At 73.4% G+C, this 19,412-nt stretch carries 20 protein-coding genes; 6 read left to right on the forward strand and 14 right to left on the reverse strand.

Features of this window, described 5'->3' with window-relative positions:
* Positions 1–590 precede the first annotated feature (590 nt).
* Positions 591–1,205, reverse strand: a complete 615-nt coding sequence (locus ACFY2Q_RS19660) for an amphi-Trp domain-containing protein (RefSeq protein WP_387132103.1) — start codon at positions 1,203–1,205, stop codon at positions 591–593.
* Positions 1,206–1,421: 216 nt separating this feature from the next.
* Positions 1,422–1,907: a DUF1062 domain-containing protein gene (locus ACFY2Q_RS19665; protein ID WP_387132106.1), complete on the reverse strand. Its 486-nt coding sequence runs from the start codon at positions 1,905–1,907 to the stop codon at positions 1,422–1,424.
* Positions 1,908–2,276: 369 nt separating this feature from the next.
* Between ACFY2Q_RS19665 and ACFY2Q_RS19670 the strand changes: the two genes are divergently transcribed.
* Both ACFY2Q_RS19670 and ACFY2Q_RS19675 read left to right on the forward strand, forming a co-directional pair.
* A complete protein-coding gene (locus ACFY2Q_RS19670) occupies positions 2,277–2,777 on the forward strand; it encodes a hypothetical protein (protein WP_387132109.1) in 501 nt (166 codons plus the stop codon).
* 111 nt (positions 2,778–2,888) lie between these two features.
* Complete coding sequence (locus ACFY2Q_RS19675; RefSeq protein ID WP_387132515.1) at positions 2,889–3,455, forward strand: maleylpyruvate isomerase N-terminal domain-containing protein; 567 nt, start codon at positions 2,889–2,891, stop codon at positions 3,453–3,455.
* A gap of 2 nt (positions 3,456–3,457) precedes the next feature.
* On the opposite strand, the gene ACFY2Q_RS19680 is transcribed toward ACFY2Q_RS19675, so the two are convergent.
* Both ACFY2Q_RS19680 and ACFY2Q_RS19685 read right to left on the reverse strand, forming a co-directional pair.
* Complete coding sequence (locus ACFY2Q_RS19680; RefSeq protein WP_387132112.1) at positions 3,458–3,976, reverse strand: GNAT family N-acetyltransferase; 519 nt, start codon at positions 3,974–3,976, stop codon at positions 3,458–3,460.
* 108 nt (positions 3,977–4,084) lie between these two features.
* Entirely contained in the window at positions 4,085–4,570 is a 486-nt protein-coding gene (locus ACFY2Q_RS19685) for a DUF1992 domain-containing protein (protein ID WP_387132115.1), read from the reverse strand.
* A gap of 230 nt (positions 4,571–4,800) precedes the next feature.
* Between ACFY2Q_RS19685 and ACFY2Q_RS19690 the strand changes: the two genes are divergently transcribed.
* A complete protein-coding gene (locus ACFY2Q_RS19690; protein ID WP_387132117.1) occupies positions 4,801–5,451 on the forward strand; it encodes a LysE family translocator in 651 nt (216 codons plus the stop codon).
* Positions 5,452–5,586: 135 nt separating this feature from the next.
* Here the strand turns inward: ACFY2Q_RS19690 and ACFY2Q_RS19695 are convergent, their stop codons facing one another.
* From ACFY2Q_RS19695 to ACFY2Q_RS19705, 3 genes are read right to left on the reverse strand one after another with little or no spacing between them, the layout of a single operon-like run.
* Positions 5,587–6,411, reverse strand: coding sequence for an SDR family NAD(P)-dependent oxidoreductase (locus ACFY2Q_RS19695; protein WP_387132120.1), 825 nt, complete (start codon positions 6,409–6,411; stop codon positions 5,587–5,589).
* Positions 6,408–7,730 (reverse strand): flavin-containing monooxygenase, encoded by a 1,323-nt coding sequence (locus tag ACFY2Q_RS19700; RefSeq protein ID WP_387132123.1) that lies wholly within the window; start codon positions 7,728–7,730, stop codon positions 6,408–6,410. The genes ACFY2Q_RS19695 and ACFY2Q_RS19700 overlap by 4 nt, the downstream gene beginning before the upstream one ends.
* 56 nt (positions 7,731–7,786) lie before the next feature.
* Entirely contained in the window at positions 7,787–8,434 is a 648-nt protein-coding gene (locus ACFY2Q_RS19705) for a TetR/AcrR family transcriptional regulator (RefSeq protein ID WP_387132126.1), read from the reverse strand.
* A gap of 59 nt (positions 8,435–8,493) precedes the next feature.
* Here ACFY2Q_RS19705 and ACFY2Q_RS19710 point away from each other — a divergent pair, with 59 nt between their 5' ends.
* The 3 genes from ACFY2Q_RS19710 to ACFY2Q_RS19720 all read left to right on the forward strand — a co-directional run bounded on the left by ACFY2Q_RS19710 (position 8,494) and on the right by ACFY2Q_RS19720 (position 11,707).
* On the forward strand, positions 8,494–9,873 hold the full coding sequence (locus ACFY2Q_RS19710; protein ID WP_387132129.1) for an MFS transporter: 1,380 nt from the start codon (positions 8,494–8,496) through the stop codon (positions 9,871–9,873).
* A 72-nt stretch (positions 9,874–9,945) separates the two neighbouring features.
* Positions 9,946–11,103, forward strand: a complete 1,158-nt coding sequence (locus tag ACFY2Q_RS19715) for a hypothetical protein (protein WP_387132132.1) — start codon at positions 9,946–9,948, stop codon at positions 11,101–11,103.
* A gap of 262 nt (positions 11,104–11,365) precedes the next feature.
* Entirely contained in the window at positions 11,366–11,707 is a 342-nt protein-coding gene (locus tag ACFY2Q_RS19720) for an RNA polymerase-binding protein RbpA (RefSeq protein ID WP_007460094.1), read from the forward strand.
* 65 nt (positions 11,708–11,772) lie between these two features.
* Here ACFY2Q_RS19720 and ACFY2Q_RS19725 read toward each other — a convergent pair whose 3' ends face one another.
* The 7 genes from ACFY2Q_RS19725 to ACFY2Q_RS19755 form a co-directional block, all read right to left on the reverse strand.
* Entirely contained in the window at positions 11,773–12,297 is a 525-nt protein-coding gene (locus ACFY2Q_RS19725) for an FxsA family protein (protein WP_387132135.1), read from the reverse strand.
* A gap of 65 nt (positions 12,298–12,362) precedes the next feature.
* The gene (locus ACFY2Q_RS19730) at positions 12,363–13,172 is read right to left on the reverse strand and encodes a polyprenol monophosphomannose synthase (RefSeq protein ID WP_387132138.1); all 810 of its coding nucleotides are present in this window, start codon (positions 13,170–13,172) and stop codon (positions 12,363–12,365) included.
* Between the two features lie 34 nt (positions 13,173–13,206).
* Entirely contained in the window at positions 13,207–14,886 is a 1,680-nt protein-coding gene (lnt, locus tag ACFY2Q_RS19735; RefSeq protein WP_387132518.1) for an apolipoprotein N-acyltransferase, read from the reverse strand.
* A gap of 486 nt (positions 14,887–15,372) precedes the next feature.
* Positions 15,373–16,710, reverse strand: coding sequence for a glutamate mutase L (locus tag ACFY2Q_RS19740; RefSeq protein ID WP_387132141.1), 1,338 nt, complete (start codon positions 16,708–16,710; stop codon positions 15,373–15,375).
* The gene (locus tag ACFY2Q_RS19745; RefSeq protein WP_387132144.1) at positions 16,707–17,099 is read right to left on the reverse strand and encodes a hotdog domain-containing protein; all 393 of its coding nucleotides are present in this window, start codon (positions 17,097–17,099) and stop codon (positions 16,707–16,709) included. The genes ACFY2Q_RS19740 and ACFY2Q_RS19745 overlap by 4 nt, the downstream gene beginning before the upstream one ends.
* The gene (locus tag ACFY2Q_RS19750; RefSeq protein WP_387132147.1) at positions 17,096–17,845 is read right to left on the reverse strand and encodes an OAM dimerization domain-containing protein; all 750 of its coding nucleotides are present in this window, start codon (positions 17,843–17,845) and stop codon (positions 17,096–17,098) included. Before ACFY2Q_RS19750 ends, ACFY2Q_RS19745 begins: the two co-directional genes overlap by 4 nt.
* Complete coding sequence (locus ACFY2Q_RS19755; protein ID WP_387132150.1) at positions 17,842–19,401, reverse strand: lysine 5,6-aminomutase subunit alpha; 1,560 nt, start codon at positions 19,399–19,401, stop codon at positions 17,842–17,844. Before ACFY2Q_RS19755 ends, ACFY2Q_RS19750 begins: the two co-directional genes overlap by 4 nt.
* Positions 19,402–19,412 lie beyond the last annotated feature (11 nt).

Genomic DNA, 19,412 nt, shown 5'->3' on the forward strand with positions numbered 1-19,412 from the left:
TGATCGTTCAGTGTCGCGGTCATCACGGCACCCTCCTCACCAGGCACAACGCCCGGCAGGTCAGGCCGGAAACACCTTTAGATCCACAGACCCCAACCTCGTTGGCAGACGACACGTGTTGTCCGCTGGCGCGGGCGGCCGGGGGCGCGGGTGCGGATGGTGGCGGCACCCTCCGGGGGCGGGGTCCCAGGACGGCGAGGATCCGGCGGACCTGGCCGGTCAAAGGTTCTGGAGTCACGGCAACGTTTGCTGGGGTCGAGGGCGTAAGTAGTGGCCGTGAGATTGAAGCTAAGGGTGCGGGTGGCTGATGCCTGATCGCGAGGATGAGGAGGTGACAGCCTTTGTGCGGGCGCGTTACGGATCGCTGCTCAGGACCGCCTTCTTGCTGTCCGGAGACCGAGGGAGAGCCGAGGATCTGGTCCAGACGACGCTGGCCAAGACAGTTGGCCGCGGCCGGCGTTCATGGGATGTGCGAGCAGTTTGTACGCGTCGCCGCGGGGGTCTGCGCCAGCTCGACCTCGGCGACGGTGTGTCGGTTCTCCGGAGAGCACGCGGGGGTGGCTCCCCGGAGAACCTCGCTGGGCCTGGGGTCAGGCCGTCTTCTCGGTGGGGCCGGCGTCGGCCGCCTCGGCGGCGGTGTCCTCGTCGGCCGGCTTCTCGGCCGCAGCCTCGTCGTCGGCGGGCTTCCCGGCGTCGGCCGTCGGTGTCTCTTCCGCGCTGGCGGTGTCGGCAGGCTCTGCGGCGGCCGGCGTGGCGTCATCCTCGGCCGGGGTCGCGGGCTTCTCCGCGGTAGCGGCCTCGGCCTCCGCCGGCGCGGCACCGAGGGATTCCGCGGACACCGGGTCGGTGACCTCCACAGCGGCGGCGACCTGCTTCTCGTCGGCCGGCTCGACCTCCTCGCCGTCCTCGTCCTCCGACTCCTCCGTGTCCTCTTCCTCGTCCTCCGACTCCGCGTCTTCGTCGTCGTCCTCTGCGGAATCGGCGGAGGCCCGCTTCGGGCTCGGCCAGGTGAACTCGATCTCGACGGAGATCTCGCCGTCCTCGTCCTCGATCTCGAACTCACATTCGACCTCGTCGGGGACCCGTACGGTGCCTGCGGCGCCGAAGAAGATCCGCCCATCGGATTCCAGTTGACTGGCGAGTTGGCGAAGCCAGGCGGCCAGATCGTCGCGCGACACGTTGCGGGAGTCCTCGAAAATCTCCATACGATCATGCTCCCACCCGCCAACAACCCCGCTGCGGGCTCCCTGGCGTCCACCCCGTCGACCCCGGCCCTACGCACCCCGCCTGCGACGGCACGCCCGCCCACGTGACCCTCTAAACCGGAGCGACACTTCGCCACTGCCTGCGACGATGTCGCCTGATCACCTCGATACACACCTAGCCGGGCGGACCGGGTGGTCCGCCCGGCTACGGCTGCGCTAGTCCCCGGTCAGCACCGTGAAGGTGAATCCGGCGCTCGTGGGGCGGCGCGACGGAATGCCGCACTTGACCCGACGTCGCACCTCGTTTCTGCTGAGGCCGAGCCCCTGTGCGATGAGCCGTTCCGGGCGTACCGGCACCGGATCCTCGAAGATGACCTCCACCTGGAGCGGCCACACCTCGTCGGGCACGGCGGACGGGACGTCCAGATGCCAGGCGCCCGCCCAGTCCAGGGTGAAATGGCTGCGCCGGGCGAGCAACGGATCCAGTAACCGGGACGCCACCAGCTCCGGGTCGTTGACGCGGTAGCCCTCGAGTTCGGCCGGGTTGAAGGCGCTGACCGGCGTCCGCTCGTGGACGGTGAGTTTGCTGGTCCGATCGCAGGACACGCAGCGGATCAGCAGCCACACGTCAAGCAGTTTGCCGTTGGCGTTGACGCGGAATCTGCCCTGGCCGGTGGTCGCCGATTCCGATCGGCAGTCCACGCATCGGATGGACAGGAGCGGCAGCCTGGTCCGACGAACGACCCAGGGCAGCACGGTATGCGGTTGTGAAGACACGACTCTCCAGACCTGACACGAGGCCGGGGTTTACCCACGGCCTCGAACGCTGTGGGAACGGGCGCACATGGGCAGCCCGCAGGAGCCGACGGGAGCGTCGGCTACGGATGAGCGCAAGAAGGTGTCAGGTCTACAGAGCGGGCGGGGTCACGCGGTTTGTCCTCTGTCTTCGCTGGATGCGGTTGGCCGGCAACCTATGGGAACGCGAAGGCCACGCTCAACTGGTTTTCGTGCGGGCCACGCACGAAGTACGGATTTGACCCTCGACCGGGTCGAGGCCAGAGCATCGGCCGCATGACCGACACCGATCAGCCGACGCCCGACCCGACGATGACCCGCATCATCGAGGCGGTCCAGCTCGGCCAAGCCGGCGCGCGGGCACAGGCCCGTGACCAGCTCACCGCGCTGTGGGACGAGATCGGCCCCACCGGCGACGCCTTGCACCGCTGCACCCTCGCCCACTACCTCGCCGACCTTCAGGACACCGTCGAGGCCGAACTGGTGTGGGACGAACGCGCGCTGGCCGCCGTCGCCGACCTCACCGACGAACGTGCCCGGCGACACGACGACGCCCTGCGGGTGCGGGGTTTCCTGCCATCGCTGCACCTCAACCTCGCCGACGTACACCGGCGGCTCGGTCACACCGGGCCGGCCCACACGCATCTGGCCGCAGCCCGGCAGCTCGCCGACACGCTGCCCGAGGATCCCTACGGCGACATGATCCGCGCCGGGATCCGCGGTGTCGCCGAGGCACTGGCTTCCGATTCGACGCGACGCCTCGATGCCGCGCCGTGAGGAAGGGACCCTTGTACAACACCAGGCGATAGGAAGGTGCCCTTCCTTACCGCTTCACAATCCCCGGTTGCGTTGACGTGGGGTCGCTGCGAGGGTCGACTCGTGACTGCGGTGAGCGGCGCCGACCTGCTTCGGGCGGCCGACGAGATGACACGGGTGCTGCACCCGCAGCGGGAGCGCGACTGGTCGGTGCCGGCCGGCACGCTGACCTGGAGCTGCTGGACCACCGCCGCACACATCGCGCACGATCTCCTCGCGTATGCCGGGCAGGTCACCGGCCGCCCGCAGGACGCCTACCTGCCGTACGACCTGCGGGTCTCCCCCACCGCGAGCCCGGCGCAGGTGCTCACTGTGGTGCGGGCCTGCGCCGGGTTGCTGGCCGCTGCGGTCGACACCGCCGGGCCGGATGTGCGGGCCTGGCATTTCGGCCTGTGCGACCCGGCGGGCTTCGCCGCGATGGGCGTGGCGGAAACCCTGCTGCACACGTACGACATCACCGCAGGGCTGGACGTGCCGTGGCGACCGCCGCAGGAGCTGAGCGCGTTGGTGCTGCAGCGGCTCTTCCCGGACGCCCCCGGCGGCGACGCACCCGACGTGCTGCTGTGGATGACCGGTCGCGGCGAGCTGCCCGGCCGGGAGCGGCGTACCTCCTGGGGGTGGCGGGCCGCCGTGCACTGACCTCAGGGGGCGGTCAGCGTGTGCCGGTGACCCTCGAGGGGGAAGGGCGGGCGGGCCGGCGCCACCTCCTGGAGCAGGTAGCCGCTCTTGAGCGCCACCCGGCAGGATGCGACGTTGTCGACCTGGTGCATCAGGTCAATGTGGGGCAGCTCAGGAAACCGGTCGAACGCCCAGCCGCTGAGCATCGTGACCGCCCGTGGGGCGACCCCTCGACCGCGCGCCCACGCCGCCGTCCAGTACCCCACCTCGGCTCCTGGCCGGTAGAGGGCGGTCCGCTTGAGCACCACGTTCGCTACCGGCGGTCCGTCGTCGGCGTCGATGACCGCGAACGTGTACCGGCTGCCGTCGTTCCAGTCGGTGTCCACCCGATCCAGCCACTGCCGGCCCTCGGCGGCGCTGGTCACCGGAACCCGGGTCCAGTGGCGCAGCACGGGATCCCGGTAGGCGGCGAGCAGCGCGTCCAGGTCGTCCGGGTGCCAGCGGCGCAGGACGAGTGCCGAGGACGTGGACTCGATCAGCATCAGCACAGTCTGCCGTCGCTCGGCGCGACCGTGGGGTCAGCTCCGGCCAGGGCGCGTGCAGGTAAACGCCGACGCGGCGTGGAGGCCAACTCCGACGCGCCGTGGAGGTCAACCCCGGCGCAGCCAGCGCGGCCACCAGCCGCGTCGGGGTCGGCGCGGTGGTGCGACGGCGGTCGCCGGCTCGGTGGCCGGCGGGCGGATCTCGCGTCGGGTGCGCTCGGCGCGCCAGCGGTGGACCACCTCGTCGGTGTTCACCAGGCGCACCACCACCCGAGGGCCTTCCGGGTTACGCATCCAGGCCACGATCTGCGCGTTGAGCTGCCCCACGAAGTCCCGTACGGACTGTTCGGTGGGCAGGTCGCGGACCTCGTCGGGGACCTGTTCGACGCGGCGGCGCAGTTGCAGCGGGGTGGGCAGCAGCAGGTCGCTGGGCAGCGCCTCACGCTCCAGGAAACTCTTGATCCACCACGACTCGTCGTAGGGCGCTCCCCGGCCGGGGATCGGCTTGCCCATGCCGGGCAGGTCGTCGAACTCGCCGCGTTGCACGGCTCCCCGGATCTGCGCCTCCACGGCCGCGTCCCACGCTTCGGTCACCCTGCGGCACCTCCCCTGGCCACCGTAACGCGCCGCCGCCGGCCGGCGGCACGCACCGCAACGGATCAGCGCGGCCGAGCCGTCGACAATTCCCGGCGGACGTCCACCTGGTGGTTCACGCCCCGGTGACCGGTTCGGCGTGGCAGGCCACCGCCGCTGAGGTGGCTCTGGGCCGGAGACACCGGCCCGGCCTACGGTCGGTGCGGGTGATCGGCGATCGGAGGACAGCAATGGTGAGTTCGGGTGCGTTGCTGGGCATCACGCTTGTGGCGTTGGGGTTGGTGCTCACGCCCGGCCCGAACATGGTCTATCTGATCTCCCGGTCGGTGGCGCAGGGCCGCCGCGCCGGGTTGATCTCCCTGCTCGGGGTGGCCGCCGGGTTCGGCGTCTACCTGGCGGCGGCCGTCGCCGGCCTGGCCGCCGTCTTCGTCCTGGTGCCGACGCTGTACGCGGTGGTGAAGCTCGCCGGGGCCGGCTACCTGCTCTGGCTGGCCTGGCGGACGCTGCGCCCCGGTGGGCAGTCGCCGTTCACGCCCGCGCCGCTGCCGCCGGACCCACCCCGTCGGCTGTTCACCATGGGCCTGATCACCAACCTGCTCAACCCGAAGATCGCCATCCTGTACGTGTCGCTGCTACCGCAGTTCATCGATCCGGCGCGGGGGCACCTGGCGGCGCAGAGCCTGCTGCTCGGGCTGACCCAGATCGTCGTCGCGTTGAGCGTGAACGCGCTTATCGTGCTGACCGCCGGTTCGCTCGCCGGGTTCTTCGCCCGCCGGCCGCTGTGGCTGCGGGTGCAGCGCTGGGTGACCGGCACGGCCCTCGCGGCGCTGGCCGTGCGCATCGCCACCGACCGCTCCCGCGCCGCCGTCGCCACCGGCTGACAGCCCGCCGCAGCACCCGGCCAGCACCGGCGCAGCTCCGCACTCCGGTCCGATCAACGTCCGGTGCCAGCTCAGCCCCACGTCGGGCCGGCTCACCCCACGTCCGGTGCCGGCTCAGCCCCACGTCGGGCCGGCTCAGCTGCCCGGTTCGCGGTGCCGGCGGACCATGCCGGCGGCCAGCGGCGCGGCGTCCAGGTCGCCGGCGGCGAGCCGACTGGCGAGGGTACGACGCACCAGCCGGTCGGCCAGCGCGGGCGCGTGCCGGCCGACGGCCATCTCCAGCCGGCCGCGGGTCGTGGTCGCCACGTCCCGGGGTGCCCGCCGGGCGGTGGCGGCACGCAGGATCGCCGCGACGACACCTTCGACGGGCTCCGGCCGGGACACCCCGCGCAGGGACAGGCCGGCCTCGGCGGTGCTGTCGTGGATGGGTGAGGCCACCATGCTCGGGTAGACGACGCTCACCCCGACGTGGGTGCCGACCTCATGGCGCAGCGCGTCGGCGTACGCGACGAGTGCTCGTTTGCTGACCCCGTACGCGGCGGCGAGCGGCAGGGGCAGGACCGCCATCCGGCTCGCCACGAAGATCACCCGTCCGCGGGCGGCGATCAGCGGGGGCAGCGCCGCTGCGGTGGTCCGCCACGCGGCGAGCAGGTTGACCTCCAGTTGTTGGCGGACCACCTCGTCGGGTGGCAGTTCGGCAGGGGCGGGGCCACCCACGCCGGCGTTGTTGATCAGCAGGTCGAGCCCGCCGAGCCGGTCGACGGCGGCCCGTACGGCCGGTGGCACGGCGTCCGGGTCGGTCAGGTCGCAGCCGAGCACCGGCGGCTCGTTCTCGGGGTGCAGGTCCAACCCGACGACGCGGGCGCCGGCGGCGCTCAGCGCGACGCCCAGGTGCCGGCCGAAGGTCCCGCTCGCTCCGGTGACGAGCACCCGGCGGCCGGTCAGCGTGCGGCCCGTCACCGCCGGGCTCCCGAAGGTGCCCGACGGCCACCGGCGGCCAGCTCGCGGCCCAACTCGGCCAGGTACGCGTCGAAGTCCACACGCATCGCCGGGCGACGCTGACCCCAGCGGGCGGTCGCCGCCCGCAGCTCGGCCCGGCAGGCGGCCCGCTGCCGGGCCGGGTCGGGCAGCGCGTACCGGCCGGCGAGGTGCGCGGCGATCAGCTTGGCCTGCGCCTCCACAAGGGGAAACGCGGACCCGGTGGACTGCATCAGCCCGACGAACGTCAGGCCGGGGGCCTCCGGGTGGAAGACGTGCCGGTACAGCGGCAGGGTGTCGGGGCCGCCGCCGAGCAGCGCCGGGTCGAGGAACGGGATCTCCACCCGGTAGCCGGTGCACCAGACGATCAGGTCGACGCGGTCGCTGCGGCCGTCAGTGAACTCGACTCGGTCGCCGTGCAGGGCGGCGACGCCAGGTCGGGCCTCGACGTCGCCGTGGGTCAGCCGGGACAGCAACCCGTCGGACAGCGTCGGGTGGTCCTGGAGGAAGCCGTGGGTGGGTGCGGGCAGCCCGTAGCGGGTGGGACTGCCGACGGTGGCGCTCAGCATGGTCTGGCTGATGCGCTGGCGCAGCCGCCACGGCAGCCGGCGGGCCAGCGCGCCGTTGAGGGTGTCCGAGGGGCGACCCAGCAGGTATTTGGGCACCACCCAGACGCCTCGACGCAGCGACAGCAGGGTGCGCTCGGCGGTGTACGAGGCGTCGACCGCGATGTCCATTGCGGAGTTGCCGCCGCCGACGACAAGGACCCGCTTGCCGGCCAATTGCTCGGGGCCCCGGTAGTCGTGGCTGTGCAACTGCTCGGCCGTGCAGGCGCCGGGGTACGCCGGGTCGGGCAGTCGGGGCACCCGGTTGTGGCCGTTGGCGACGACCACTGCCTCGACGGTGACCTCGACCGGGCCGTCCGGGCCGCTGGCGGTCACCGTCCACGTGCCGGCGGGGTCGCGGGTGACCCGCTCGACGGTGTGCCGCAGCCGGATGGCGTCGTGCAGGCCGAACCGGTCGGCGTAGTCGGCCAGGTAGCCGGCGACCCGGCGGTGGTCGGGATAGTCGGGCCAGTCGGCGGGCATCGGGTGGTCGGCGAACTCGGTGCGGCAGCGGCTGGTGTTCAGGTGCAGCGTGCGGTACGCGGGCGAGTCGGGCGCCCCGTACACCCAGAGGCCGCCGACCTGGTCGGCGGCCTCGAAACACACCGCCGGCACTGCCGCGTCGCGCAGTGCCTTGACGGCGGCGAGTCCGGCCGCGCCAGCGCCGATCACCGCGACCCTGGGTGGTGCCTGCATCGCTACCCCCATTTAATCCAACGTCCGATGGATAATCGTCGCGCGAGGGCGGCCCGTCAAGCCGTCGGCGCCCCGTACAGCCCGTCCAGCAGGCGGTGCACGAACGCGCGGAACTCGCGCCGCTCCCGGGCTCCCGGGGCGCCGGCGGCCAGCGCCACCACGTGCCCGTGGGTGGCCCACACCAGGCTGCGCACGGTGACGTGCGGGGTCGGCTCGGCCAGGGCGCCGGCCGCCGCCGCAGCGGTGAGCAGTTCCGCCACCAGCCGATACAGCGGCTCGGCGTAGCGCTGGTCCAGCTCGGTGTGCCGCTGCGGCTCCAGCCAGCGGCGCAGCCACAGCGCGGTGGTCTCCGGGTGGTCCTCCAGGAAGTCGACGAACACGTCGACCAGATCGTGCAGCGCCCGCCGCGCCGCGTCCGGCCCCGCGTCGAGCGCCTCGCGCGCCCGCTGCGCGGCCTCGACCAGCACGTCCCGCTCGGCGGTGAACACCCGGGCGAAGCAGGCGTCGTACAGCGCGGCCTTCGTACCCGTGTGGTGCGCGACAGTGGCGACGTCCACGCCGGCGGCGGCGGCGACCTCCCGCAGCCCGACGGCGTCGAAGCCGCGTTCGGCGAACAGCGCGGTGGCAGCGGTGAGGACCACCTCGCGGGTCGGTCGGGTCTCCTCGCGTCGGGGCCGACCCGGGCGGCGTCGGGGCATGGTCATGGGCGCCATTCTGCCCCTAGAATCCAGCAACCGTTGGATTCCCCCGAGAGGACGCGGCGATGACCGGGCTCGACCGGCGGCCCGTGGCCGCCACCGACGCGACGCTGCCCCGCGGCCCCCTGGCCGGTTTCGCGGCCGGCTCGCTCGGCATGGGTGTCTGGGTGACAGTTCCCGGCCTGCTGCTGCTCTACTTCCTCACCGACGTGCTGGCCGTCGGGCCGTGGCTGGCCGGTCTGGCGCTGCTGCTGCCGAAGATCGCCGACGTGCTGCTGCACCCCTGGATCGGCCACCGCGCCGACGTCGAGCAGACCCGCCGGGGCGACAGGCGACGGTTGCTGCTGCTCGGTTGCGCCCTGCCTGTCGCGTTCGCCGCGCTCTTCGCGGTGCCCGGCGGGCTGACCGGAGCGCCGGCCGCCGCGTGGGTGGCGGTGTTCTTCGTCGCCGGCAACCTGCTCTTCGCCGCCTACCAGGTCCCCTACCTGGCCACCCCTGCCGACCTGCGGATCGGCTATCACGAGCGCACCCGGCTGATGGCGTTCCGGATGGTCGTGCTGACCCTGGGCATCCTGGTGTCCGGGCTGCTGGCGCCACTGCTGACCGGCGGTGACGCCGCCACCCGGGGCGGCTACCAGCGGATGGGCGTGGTCCTCGCGGTCGGGATGCTTGCCGCCATGCTTGTCGGCGTGGCCGGCATCGCCCGCCTGCGCGGCTCCGCGGCGACCCCCACGCCGGCGGGGCACGGCGGGTGGCGGGCGTTGCGCACGGCGCTGCGCGACAGGCAGTTCCGCTGGCTGGTCGCCGCGTACCTGGCCATGTCGACCACCACCCACCTGGTGCTGGCCGGGGTGCCCTACTACGCCGAGTACGAGCTGCGGGCGCCCGGCCTGACCACGGTGCTGGTGGCGGCGTTCGTCGCGCCCGCGCTGCTGGTCACCCCGGCCTGGCTGGTGCTGGCCCGCCGCGTCGGCAAGCAGCGGGCGCTGTTGGGCGCGCAGGGCGCGTTTGCGGTGGGCTCGCTGGTGCTGGCGGTGGGTCGGCCGGCCGGGCTGCCGCTGCTGATCGGCGCGGTGGCGGTGCTCGGGGTGGCGTTCGCCGGCATGCAACTGCTGCCGTTCTCGATGCTGCCCGACGTCATCCGCGCCGCCGCCGGCGCCGGCGCGGACACCAGCACCGCCGGAGCGACCGGGGCCGGCACCTACACCGGGGTGTGGACGGCCACCGAGGCCACCGGCGCGGCGCTGGGCCCGTACGCGTACGCGCTGTGCCTGGCCGTGGGTGGTTTCGTGGCCTCGACGGCCGGTGAGTCGCCGGTGCAGCCGGACGCGGCGCTCGCGGCGGTCCGTTACGGCTTCGGGCTGCTGCCCGCGGTGGCGATGGTGGCCGCTCTGCTGCTGCAACGCCGCTACACCCTGGACGCGACGGCCCGGGCCGCGACCTGACCTGTCGGCCGGCTCGACCGCCGCCAGGTGACCTGACCGAGTGCGGGATCGCTCATCTAGACTGCGACCTCGATGGACGCCCAGCCCACCCCCGCCGACACCCGCCCGTGCGCCCACTGTGGACGGCCGGTGCCGCAGCGTGTCGGCGCGGGCCGACCGTTTCGCTACTGCCGGGACAACGACGGCGCCTGCCAGCGGGCCTCCCGCAACAGCCGGATGCGGCACCGCAACGCCCCCGGCCTGCCCGGACAGGTGGCCCGCACGTGGGAGGCGGTGGATCGGCTCGACCAGGTCGTCGAGACGTTGACCGAGGCGCTGCACGCCGAGTTGTCCCCGGTGGGTGTGCAGCGGCAGGTCGCCCAGGTGCGTGCCGAGGCCGCCACCGAGATCGCGGCGGCGCAGACCGAACGCGACGAGGCCCGCGACGACGCCGAGAACGCGGCGGCCGACGCCGCGCGGGCACGTGAGCAGGCCCGCGCCGCCCTCGCCGAGGCCGACGACGCCCGGCAACGCGCTGAGCGGGCCGCACGGCAGGCCACCGCCGCCGACGAGCGGGCGCAGCACGCCGAGGCCGCCCGTGACCAGGCGCGGCACGACGCCAGCGCCGCCGAGGCCCTGCGCGCCCAGGCCGAACACGACCGGGACCAGGCCCGCGCCGAGGTGCGTGACCTGCGGGCGGAACGCGACGCCGAGCGGCAGCGGGTGGCCGATCTGACAGTCGAGCGCGACGGGTTGCGCGCCGACGCCGAGCGGGCCACCCGGGTCGCCGCCGAGGCGACCGAGCGGGCCGGGCGGTGGCAGAGCGAGGTGCAGGACGTTCGCCGCCAGATCGACCAGGCCCGCGCCGACGCCGCGCGGACCCGCGCCGAGGCCGCCGACGCGGCCCGCGCCCGCGAGCAGGCCGACCGGGCACGCGACCGCGCCCTCGTCGCCGCCCGCGAGGCCGACGACGCCCGGCAGGAGGCCGCCGAGCTCGCCGCCCGGCTCCGCGCGGAGCTGGCCGCGACGGCCGCGCAGCGCGACGCCCTCGCCGCCGACCTGACCGCCACCCGGCAGGCCGCGGCCACCGCCGAGGGCCGGCTCACCGCCCTGTCGGTACGCCTCAACGCCGCCGAAACCGACCGTGACCTGGCGCAGCGGCGGGTGGCGCAGCTCGGCGACCAGGTCAGCGACCTCGCCCTGGCGCTGGCCCGACTCGGCGCCGCCGCCCCCGACGGGGCCGCCCGCTGACCGCTGCGGGCGGTAGGGTTGCCGGCCGGTGGGGTGCCGGCGCAACCTTCGCCGCGTCCGGGCGGTTAACATCCCCGGTGGCAACCATCACCCGCCACCGCCGAGACCTGCCCGGGATCACCCTGTCGGGTAACCGGCCAGGCCGGGCTACCCTTGGTTCCGGCCCACCCGTGGGTGCCTCACGCCCTCGGGCGGGAATGGGGCGACGGGAAACCACCGTTACACCCAGAAGACCAGCACCACGAACGAGGGGAAGTCGATCATGGGCGAGCGTATGCTGCGCGGAAGCCGGCTGGGCGCGGTCAGCTACGAATCCGACCGCAACACGGAGCTCGCGCCGCGCCAGACCCGCGAGTACCTCTGCGCCAAGGGCCACCAGTTCGAGGTGCCGTTCGCCGTCGACGCCGAGGTCCCGACGACCTGGGAGTGCAAGTTCGACGGCAGCGTCGCTCGGCTCGTCGACGGCAACGAGCCGGAGCAGAAGAAGGCCAAGCCGCCGCGTACGCACTGGGACATGCTGCTGGAGCGGCGCTCGATCGCCGAGCTCGAGGACATCCTCGCCGAACGGCTCCAGGAGGTTCGGACCCGCCGCGGCCGCGCCTGAGCAACCGCACCACACGTGACGGGGCCCCCGGGGAAACATCCCCGGGGGCCCCGTCACGTGTGTGTTCAGCGGTTGCCGGGCTCGACGATCTCACCCTCGATGGCCCGGCCACCGTCGACGACGACCGGCTGCTCCGGCTCCGGACGCGGCGTCGGTTCCGGCGCGCCCTGGCGCACCCGCACCGTTCGCGGCCCGAACAGGTCACCCGCCACCATCGACGACACGCGCCGCTCGGCGCCGCGTTGCACACCGGCACGGGCCAGGCGGCGCACCGGCGGCAGCATCAGCAGCAGCCCGACCAGGCCACTGACGAGCCCCGGCACCGCCAGCAACAGCGCGCCGGCCAACCCGACGAGGCCGTCGGTCACCTGCCGTCCCGGCGGTTGCCCGGCCTGCGCGGCGGTGCGGAAACCCCGCCAGGCCCGCATCCCCTCACGACGCAGCAGCACCAGCCCCAGCAGGGACGCGGCCAACACCAGCAGCACCGCCACGCCGAACCCCACCGCCCGCCCCAGCAGGACGAACACCGCCAACTCCAGCATCACCGCCAGCAGCAGGGCAACCGGTACGAACCTCAGTCCTCGCCGCATCTCACCTCATCGCCATTCGGCGGCACACCGACACGCGCCGCTCATCCAGCATGACACGGCCACGCTCACGGCCACCGCACCTGACCGGTGGGGGTGCCGTTCACGCTCCGACGTACCGCCTGACGCCGGTCCTGCACACCCCAGCGGGTTATCCGCCACAGCGCCTCGGCCACGATGCGCGGGCTCATCTTGCTGTCACCGCGTTCCCGCTCGGCGAATGTGATCGGCACCTCAACGATCCGCACACCGGCCTGGTGGGCCAGGCGGGACAGCTCCACCTGGAACGAGTAGCCCTGCGAGCACACCGACTCCAGGTCGATGGCGTCCAGGGCGCTGATCCGGTACACCCGGTATCCGCCCGTGGCGTCGGAGACCGGCATGCCCAGCGCGAGGCGCGCGTACAGGTTGCCGCCGCGCGACAGCAGCAGCCGCCGCAGCGGCCAGTTCACCACCCGCGCCCCGCTGGTCCAGCGGGACCCGATCACCACGTCCGCGTCCCGGGCGGCCTCCAGCAGCGCCGGCAGGTCCTCCGGGGCGTGTGAGCCGTCGGCGTCCATCTCCACGACCGCGTCGTAGCCGTGCTCGCGCGCCCACCCGAAACCGGCCAGGTACGCCGCGCCGAGACCCTCCTTGCCCTCGCGGTGCAGCACGTGCACGTGCGCGTCGTTCTCGGCGAGACCGTCGGCGATCGCGCCGGTGCCGTCGGGGCTGTTGTCGTCGGCGATGAGGATCCGCACGGCGGGGGTGGCTCGGCGGACCCGACCCACGATCTCCGCCACGTTGTCGGCCTCGTTGTAGGTGGGGATCACCACCAGCACCCGGCCCACGCCGGGCACCTCGTCCGGACGCCGGATCGTATCGGTCGCCTGGATCACGGTTCCTCCGCTCCCGCCGGCTCACCGGCTGTTGCTACCCGGCCACGACCCGCTGCCGGCGGCGCAGCACCCCCGCGCCGACCAGGGCGGCCACGGCCAACCCGGCCAGGGCCAGCTCCGGCCACCAGCCGAGACGGGTGGCGAGCGTCCGTCCGTCGTCGAGCCGCAGCTCCCGCACCACGACCTCCCGGGTGTTGAACCCGGTGGCGTCGCTTACCCGCCCGTCGGGGGCGACGAACCCGGACACCCCGACCGTGGAGGCCATCAACGCCGGCCGGCCGTGCTCCACCGCCCGCAGCCGCACCATCGCCAGCTGCTGGCGGGCCTCGGCCACGTCGAACGTGGCGTTGTTCGTCTGCACCACGAGCAGCTGCGCGCCGCCGGTGACGGTGTCGCGGACCACCTCGTCGTAGGCGACCTCGAAGCAGATGACGTCGCCCAGGACCACCGGGCCGGCGCGTACCACGCCCGGGGTGCTGCCCGGCACGAAGTCGTTGCGGACCAGGTCGACCTTGTCGCTGACCATCCGCGCGATGTCGCGCAGGGGCACGTACTCGGCGAACGGCACGGGGTGGCGCTTGGTGTAGAGCTGCGACATGTCGGCGCCGGTGTCGGGCCGCCACAGGATGCCCGCGTTGCGGACCTGCCCGGGGTCGGGGCCGAGCAGCACCGCGCCGACCAGGATGGGCGCGCGGATCGCGTCGGCTGCCTGGGAGATGCGGGCACCGGCGGTGGGATTGCGCAGCGGGTCGATGTCGCTGGAGTTCTCCGGCCACACCACCAGGTCGGGTTGGCGTTGCGTGCCGGCGGCGACCTGCCCGGCCAGCTCGATTGTGGCGTCGACGTGGTTGTTGAGGACAGCCTGCCGCTGGGCGTTGAAGTCCAGCCCGAGGCGCGGGACGTTGCCCTGCACGATGGCCACGGTGACCGGCGCGCCGTCGCCGGCGGAGGCGACAGGCACCAGCAGGCCCGCCGCGACCACTGCCACCGCCGCGGCGGCCGGCGCGACAACCGGGGTCCAGCGCGACCCGGCGCCGATACCGCCGTACGCGCGATCGTGGACGTCGGTGTCGTCAGGCGTGGTGTCGGTGGGTGTGCGGGTGGCGCTCCACGTGGCCCAGGCGCGCCACGCGGCGGTGACCAGCAGCCCACCGGTGAGGGCCACCGCGAAGGTGACAAGCGGTGCACCGCCCAACGCGGCCAGGCGCAGCAGCGGCGACTCGTCCTGGCTGAACGCCAGCCGGCCCCACGGGAACCCCCCGAACGGGGTGCGGTCGCGCAGCGCCTCCTGCCCGACCCACAGCAGCCCGGTCAGCGCCGGCCACGCCCACCGGCTGCGGTCGGCGAGCGGCGACACCCAGGCGGTGGCCACGCCGAGCAGCGCCAGGTAGCCGGCCTGCAGCAGCGACAGCAGCACCCACGGCAGGTAGCCGGTGTGCAGGTTCGTCCAGGCCAGCAGCGGCCCGAACAGCGCCACCCCGGTGAGGAAGCCCACGCCGGCGCCGGCGCGCAACCGCCGCCGGTGCGCGGCGGCGGCCAGCAACGCCACCCCGACGGGCGCGAGCGGCCACACCCCGTACGGCGGGAACGCCAGCAGCAGGGCCAACCCGGCGACGACCGCCATCGGCACGGCGACCTTCAGCGGCAGCGGCCGTCCGGCGGCTACCGGACGTGGCGGCACCGCCGGGGAGTGGGTCTCGTCCCGGTCCAGCATCGTCACCGCAGCATCCCCTCGATCACGGGGCGAAGGCTACCTGGCCGGCGGGCACATCGGCCGCATCGGGCTGCCGGGCACAGACCGCCCGGCGGACATGAAATCGGGGCGCGGCTCGCGCCGCGCCCCGATGCTCCCAGGCCCTCCCCGGCCGGTGTGGCGAGGACGAGGAGCGCCGACCTTCGGACCGACCGGACGCGGACTGGCTGCCCCCGCCGGGCCGTTGTCTACTGGCCGTGCACCTCACCCTGCCCGTACACCGGTAACCGCGACCGGTTCGCGCCGCCCCGCCGACCCCCGCCCGCTGGACCTGGCCGCCGCGACGATGACGCTCAACTGTCGCTCGGCCAGCGGACGAAGGGACGAAGCGAACAACAGCCGCTTCCCGTGGTAGGACTCAAAGACGGTACGTGCAACACCCCGCCTCCTGTCAACCCACACCCGGCCTGTCGTGTGTTGCGCCACGGCGTGTCGGGGCGGTGAGTGTCACCGCGTACCCAGATGCTGGCGCAGCAGCGCCCCCGCCGACGCCGGATGTTCCTGGGCGAGCAGCCCACCGGCGGCCAGCACGTAGTCCACGTCCACCACGGCGCGGGCGGCCCGTGGCAGCGCCCACCCGCCGGCGTGGTCGGCGAGGACCGTCGCCAGCACCTGCGCGGGCACCGGCTCGGCCGCGTACCGCAGCACCCCACCCGAGCCCACCAGCAGCCGCACATCTCGCAGATCCCGGCCGGCCCGTTCCCCGGTGGCGGCGCCCCGGGCGTGCCGCCGCAACGCGACAGTCGCGGCGAGGGTGGCGATGCGCCCGTCCACGGCCCGCTCGGCGTCGTCGGCGGCCAGGAACGCCGGGTCGGCGGCCCGCCGTGCCGCCGCGGCCGTCAGGTCGTCGGCCTCACCGGCGGCGAGCAGCCGCTCCTCGACGGCGGCGCGTACGACGCCGGGGGCGCTCCACCGCATACCCAGGTCCCCCTCGACGGTGCGGGCCCGCCACAGGCTGCCGGCGACCTCCCGGCCCGGCCCGGTGGCCCGCTCGTCGGGGGTGAGCACCGAGTACACGTCGGTGGTGGCCCCACCCACGTCGACGACGGCGAGGTCCCCACCAATGGTGTCGGCCAGAACCTCCACGCCGGTGAGCACCGCGTCGGGGGTGGCGGCGCGCACCAACCGGGCGAACCGGCTGCCCTTCGACAGGCGTTTGCCGCCGATGACGTGGCGCAGGAACACCGCACGGATCGCCGCCCGCGCCGACATGGGCGCGAGCACCCCGATGCGCGGCAGCACGTTGTCCGCGCCCGTCACCGGCACCCCGGCGGCCTCCAGCAGCCCGGTCAGCTCCGCCCGCACGTCGCCGTTGCCGGCCAGCACCACAGGCACCCGCCAGCGGGCGCGGGCCAGCCGCGTCGCGTTGTGGACGATCGTGTCGGCGTCGCCGCCGTCGGTGCCGCCGACGAGCAGCACCACGTCGGGTCGGGCCGCGCGCAGCGCCGACAGGTCGGCACCGCCGAGGCGCCCGGATGCCACGTGCACCACGTGCGCGCCGGCGGACAACCCGACCCGCCGGCCGGCCTGCGCGGTGACCAACGGCTCGTAGCCGATCACGGCCAGCCGCAGCCCACCGCCGGCCGACGAGCACACGTACCACGGCACGTCGCGCGTCTTCAGCCCGACGGTGGCCGCCGCGACCGCGGCGTCCAGGCCGTGCAGCACATCGGTGCCCACAGTGGTGGGCGCGGCCGCCGCGCCCACCAGGACACCGGCGGCCAGGTCCACCACCGCCGCCTTGGTGTACGTCGAACCGACGTCCGCGCAGACCGCGAGGGTCACGACACCGCGGGTACGACAACGGTGCCGGTCGCGGTGACCGCCACGATCGGCGGGTCGAGGACCTCGGCGGCGGACTCGGAGCGGTCCGGGCGGCCCCGACACACCACCGCGCAGGACAGCTCCAGGGTGCGGCTGCGGCTGCCCACCTTCGACACCCGCGCGGTCACCTCCACGACGTCACCGGCCCTGATGGGCGCGAGGAACCGCACGTCGGCGTAGCCGGCGAACAGACCCTCGTCGCCGTCGGTACGGATGCACACCTCCGTGGCGACGTCCCCGAACAGACCGAGGGCGTACGCCCCGTCGACGAGGTTGCCCGCGTAGTGGGCGTGCGCGTACGGCACGTACCGCCGGTGCGTCACCGTCAACCCGAGCCTGGAGCCGGTCATGCCATCGCCTTCCGCTGCGTGATCAGGGCGTGCACGAGGTAACTGGCCACCTCGCCGGGCGTGGTGCCCCGACCGAAGATCCGATCCACGCCCAACTCGTCGGTCATCGTCTCGTCGAAGCGGGGACCACCGACGATCAGCAGTGGCCGCCGGCCGGCCGGCATCGCCTCCCGGAACGCCGCCGACATCTCCCGGGTGTTGTGCAGGTGCGCGTCGCGCTGGGTGACAACCTGCGACACCAGCACCGCGTCGGCCTTCTCCACCCGCGCCGCCTCCACCAACTCCGGCACGCTCACCTGCGCGCCCAGGTTGGTGACCTTCAACTCCCGGTAGTACTCCAGGCCCTTCTCCCCCGCGATGCCCTTGACGTTGAGGATCGCGTCGATGCCCACTGTGTGCGCGTCGGTCCCGATGCACGCCCCGACAACTGACAGCTTGCGCCGCAGCCGCTGCTTCACCACCGTGTTGACCTCCTTGGCCGACAGCAGCGCGAAGTCCCGCTCCACCACCTGCACCGCGTCCAGGTCGACGAGGTGGTTGACCCGCCCGTACACGACGAAGAACGTGAACCCGTCACCCATCGGTTTGGCGTGCACCACCATCGCCGGGTCGATGCCCATCCGGTTGGCCAACTGCACCGCCGCGCCCTCGGCCCGCTTGTCGTGCGACACCGGCAGGGTGAACGACACCTGCACCATCCCGTCGCCTGTGGTGTCCCCGTACGGCCGCACGATCTGCTTACTCACGCCGCCGCCTCCAGGATCTCGGTGGCCGGGTTGTAGTAGTCGGCGTCGTGCGCGGCGACCCCGGCGAGGCCCTTGCCGCGGTCCGCCGGCCGCTTCATGATCCCGAACGTGCCCTCGGCGATGGCCGTGAGCAGTGTCTGCTCCCCGATGCGTTCCAACAGGTCCAGCGCCTCACCGAGCACCTGGTTGGCGCGCCGCCTGATGAACCCGCCCGGCGCGGGCACGAAGTCCTCGTGCAACCCGCCGGCCGCGCCGAGCACGTACCGCACGTTCTGCAGGGCGATGTCCCGGTCCGACAGCCACGGCGTCACCACCGCCTCGGTCATCATGCCCACCAGCAGAATGCCCTGCCCGGTCATCGCACCCGCCAGGTTGAAGAACCCGTCGAGCAGGTTGCCCCGGAACACGTCACCTGTCATGTGCTTCGTCGGCGGCATCCACTTCAGCGGCGCCTCCGGGAACAACTCGCGGGCCAGCAGCGCGTGCGCCAACTCCAACCGGAACGACTCCGGCACCTCCGGGTTGATCTCGAACGCGTGCCCCAACCCCAACTGCCAGTCCGCCAGCCCCGCCTCGTGGGCGAAGAACTCATTCAGCAGCTGCGACACCGTCACCGTGTGCGCCTCGTCGACCGCGTCCGCGGTCGTCAGGTAGTTGTCCTCACCGGTGTTGATGATGATCCCGGCGCGGGCGTGGACCTGCCGGGAGAACCGCTGGTCGACGAACGTGCGGATCGGGTTGATGTCGCGGAACAGGATCCCGTACATCGAGTCGTTGAGCATCATGTCGAGGCGTTCCAGCCCGGCCAGGGTCGCCATCTCCGGCATGCACAACCCGGACGCGTAGTTGGTCAACCGCACGTAGCGGCCCAACTCCCTCGACGACTCGTCAAGCGCCGCCCGCATCAGCCGGAAGTTCTCCTGCGTGGCGTACGTGCCGGCGAAACCCTCCCGGGTCGCGCCCTCGGGCACGTAGTCCAGCAGCGACTGCCCGGTGGAGCGGATCACCGCGATCACGTCCGCGCCGGCCCGCGCCGCCGCCTGCGCCTGCGGGATGTCCTCGTAGATGTCGCCGGTCGCCACGATCAGATAGATCCACGGCCGCTGCGCCGGGTCACCGTGCCGCTTGACCAGACGGTCCCGCTCGGCGCGCCGCCTGTCGATACGCCGGACACCCGCACCGACGGCCTTGCGCGCCGCCGACCGCGCGACTGTCGCGGCCCGACCGGTGGGCACCGCGAACCGCACCGACCCGGCCGCCGCCTTCTGGGCCAGCAACGTCACGTCCGTGCTGCCCTCCCGCGCGAGGGCGTCGAACACCGGCACCGCCACCCCGTGGCCCAACCCGACATCCGCGACGACCGCGTCGACGAGCCGGTTCACCCACGGAATGCCGTCCGGGTCGGCGCCGCTCACCCCGGCCAGGCGCAGCACCGCCCGCTCCACCGACACAGTGGTGTGACTACGCGCCAGGTCCACCACCGGCTGCCCGGCCCGACGCGCCAACTCCCGCGCCCGCGCCACCAACACCGGGTCAAGATCAAGCTTTCCGGTCACGCCACACCGCT

Source organism: Micromonospora sp. NPDC000316 (assembly GCF_042898885.1).
Taxonomy (GTDB): Bacteria; Actinomycetota; Actinomycetes; order Mycobacteriales; family Micromonosporaceae; genus Micromonospora.

Bases quoted from the DNA above. Each gene is read 5' to 3' on its own strand.
- ACFY2Q_RS19660 (WP_387132103.1), bottom strand. From the start codon at position 1,205: ATGGAGATTTTCGAGGACTCCCGCAACGTGTCGCGCGACGATCTGGCC.
- ACFY2Q_RS19670 (WP_387132109.1), top strand. From the start codon at position 2,277: ATGACCGACACCGATCAGCCGACGCCCGACCCGACGATGACCCGCATC.
- ACFY2Q_RS19680 (WP_387132112.1), bottom strand. From the start codon at position 3,976: ATGCTGATCGAGTCCACGTCCTCGGCACTCGTCCTGCGCCGCTGGCAC.
- ACFY2Q_RS19690 (WP_387132117.1), top strand. From the start codon at position 4,801: ATGGTGAGTTCGGGTGCGTTGCTGGGCATCACGCTTGTGGCGTTGGGG.
- ACFY2Q_RS19700 (WP_387132123.1), bottom strand. From the start codon at position 7,730: ATGCAGGCACCACCCAGGGTCGCGGTGATCGGCGCTGGCGCGGCCGGA.
- ACFY2Q_RS19705 (WP_387132126.1), bottom strand. From the start codon at position 8,434: ATGACCATGCCCCGACGCCGCCCGGGTCGGCCCCGACGCGAGGAGACC.
- ACFY2Q_RS19710 (WP_387132129.1), top strand. From the start codon at position 8,494: ATGACCGGGCTCGACCGGCGGCCCGTGGCCGCCACCGACGCGACGCTG.
- ACFY2Q_RS19715 (WP_387132132.1), top strand. From the start codon at position 9,946: ATGGACGCCCAGCCCACCCCCGCCGACACCCGCCCGTGCGCCCACTGT.
- ACFY2Q_RS19720 (WP_007460094.1), top strand. From the start codon at position 11,366: ATGGGCGAGCGTATGCTGCGCGGAAGCCGGCTGGGCGCGGTCAGCTAC.
- ACFY2Q_RS19725 (WP_387132135.1), bottom strand. From the start codon at position 12,297: ATGCGGCGAGGACTGAGGTTCGTACCGGTTGCCCTGCTGCTGGCGGTG.
- lnt (WP_387132518.1), bottom strand. From the start codon at position 14,886: ATGCTGGACCGGGACGAGACCCACTCCCCGGCGGTGCCGCCACGTCCG.
- ACFY2Q_RS19745 (WP_387132144.1), bottom strand. From the start codon at position 17,099: ATGACCGGCTCCAGGCTCGGGTTGACGGTGACGCACCGGCGGTACGTG.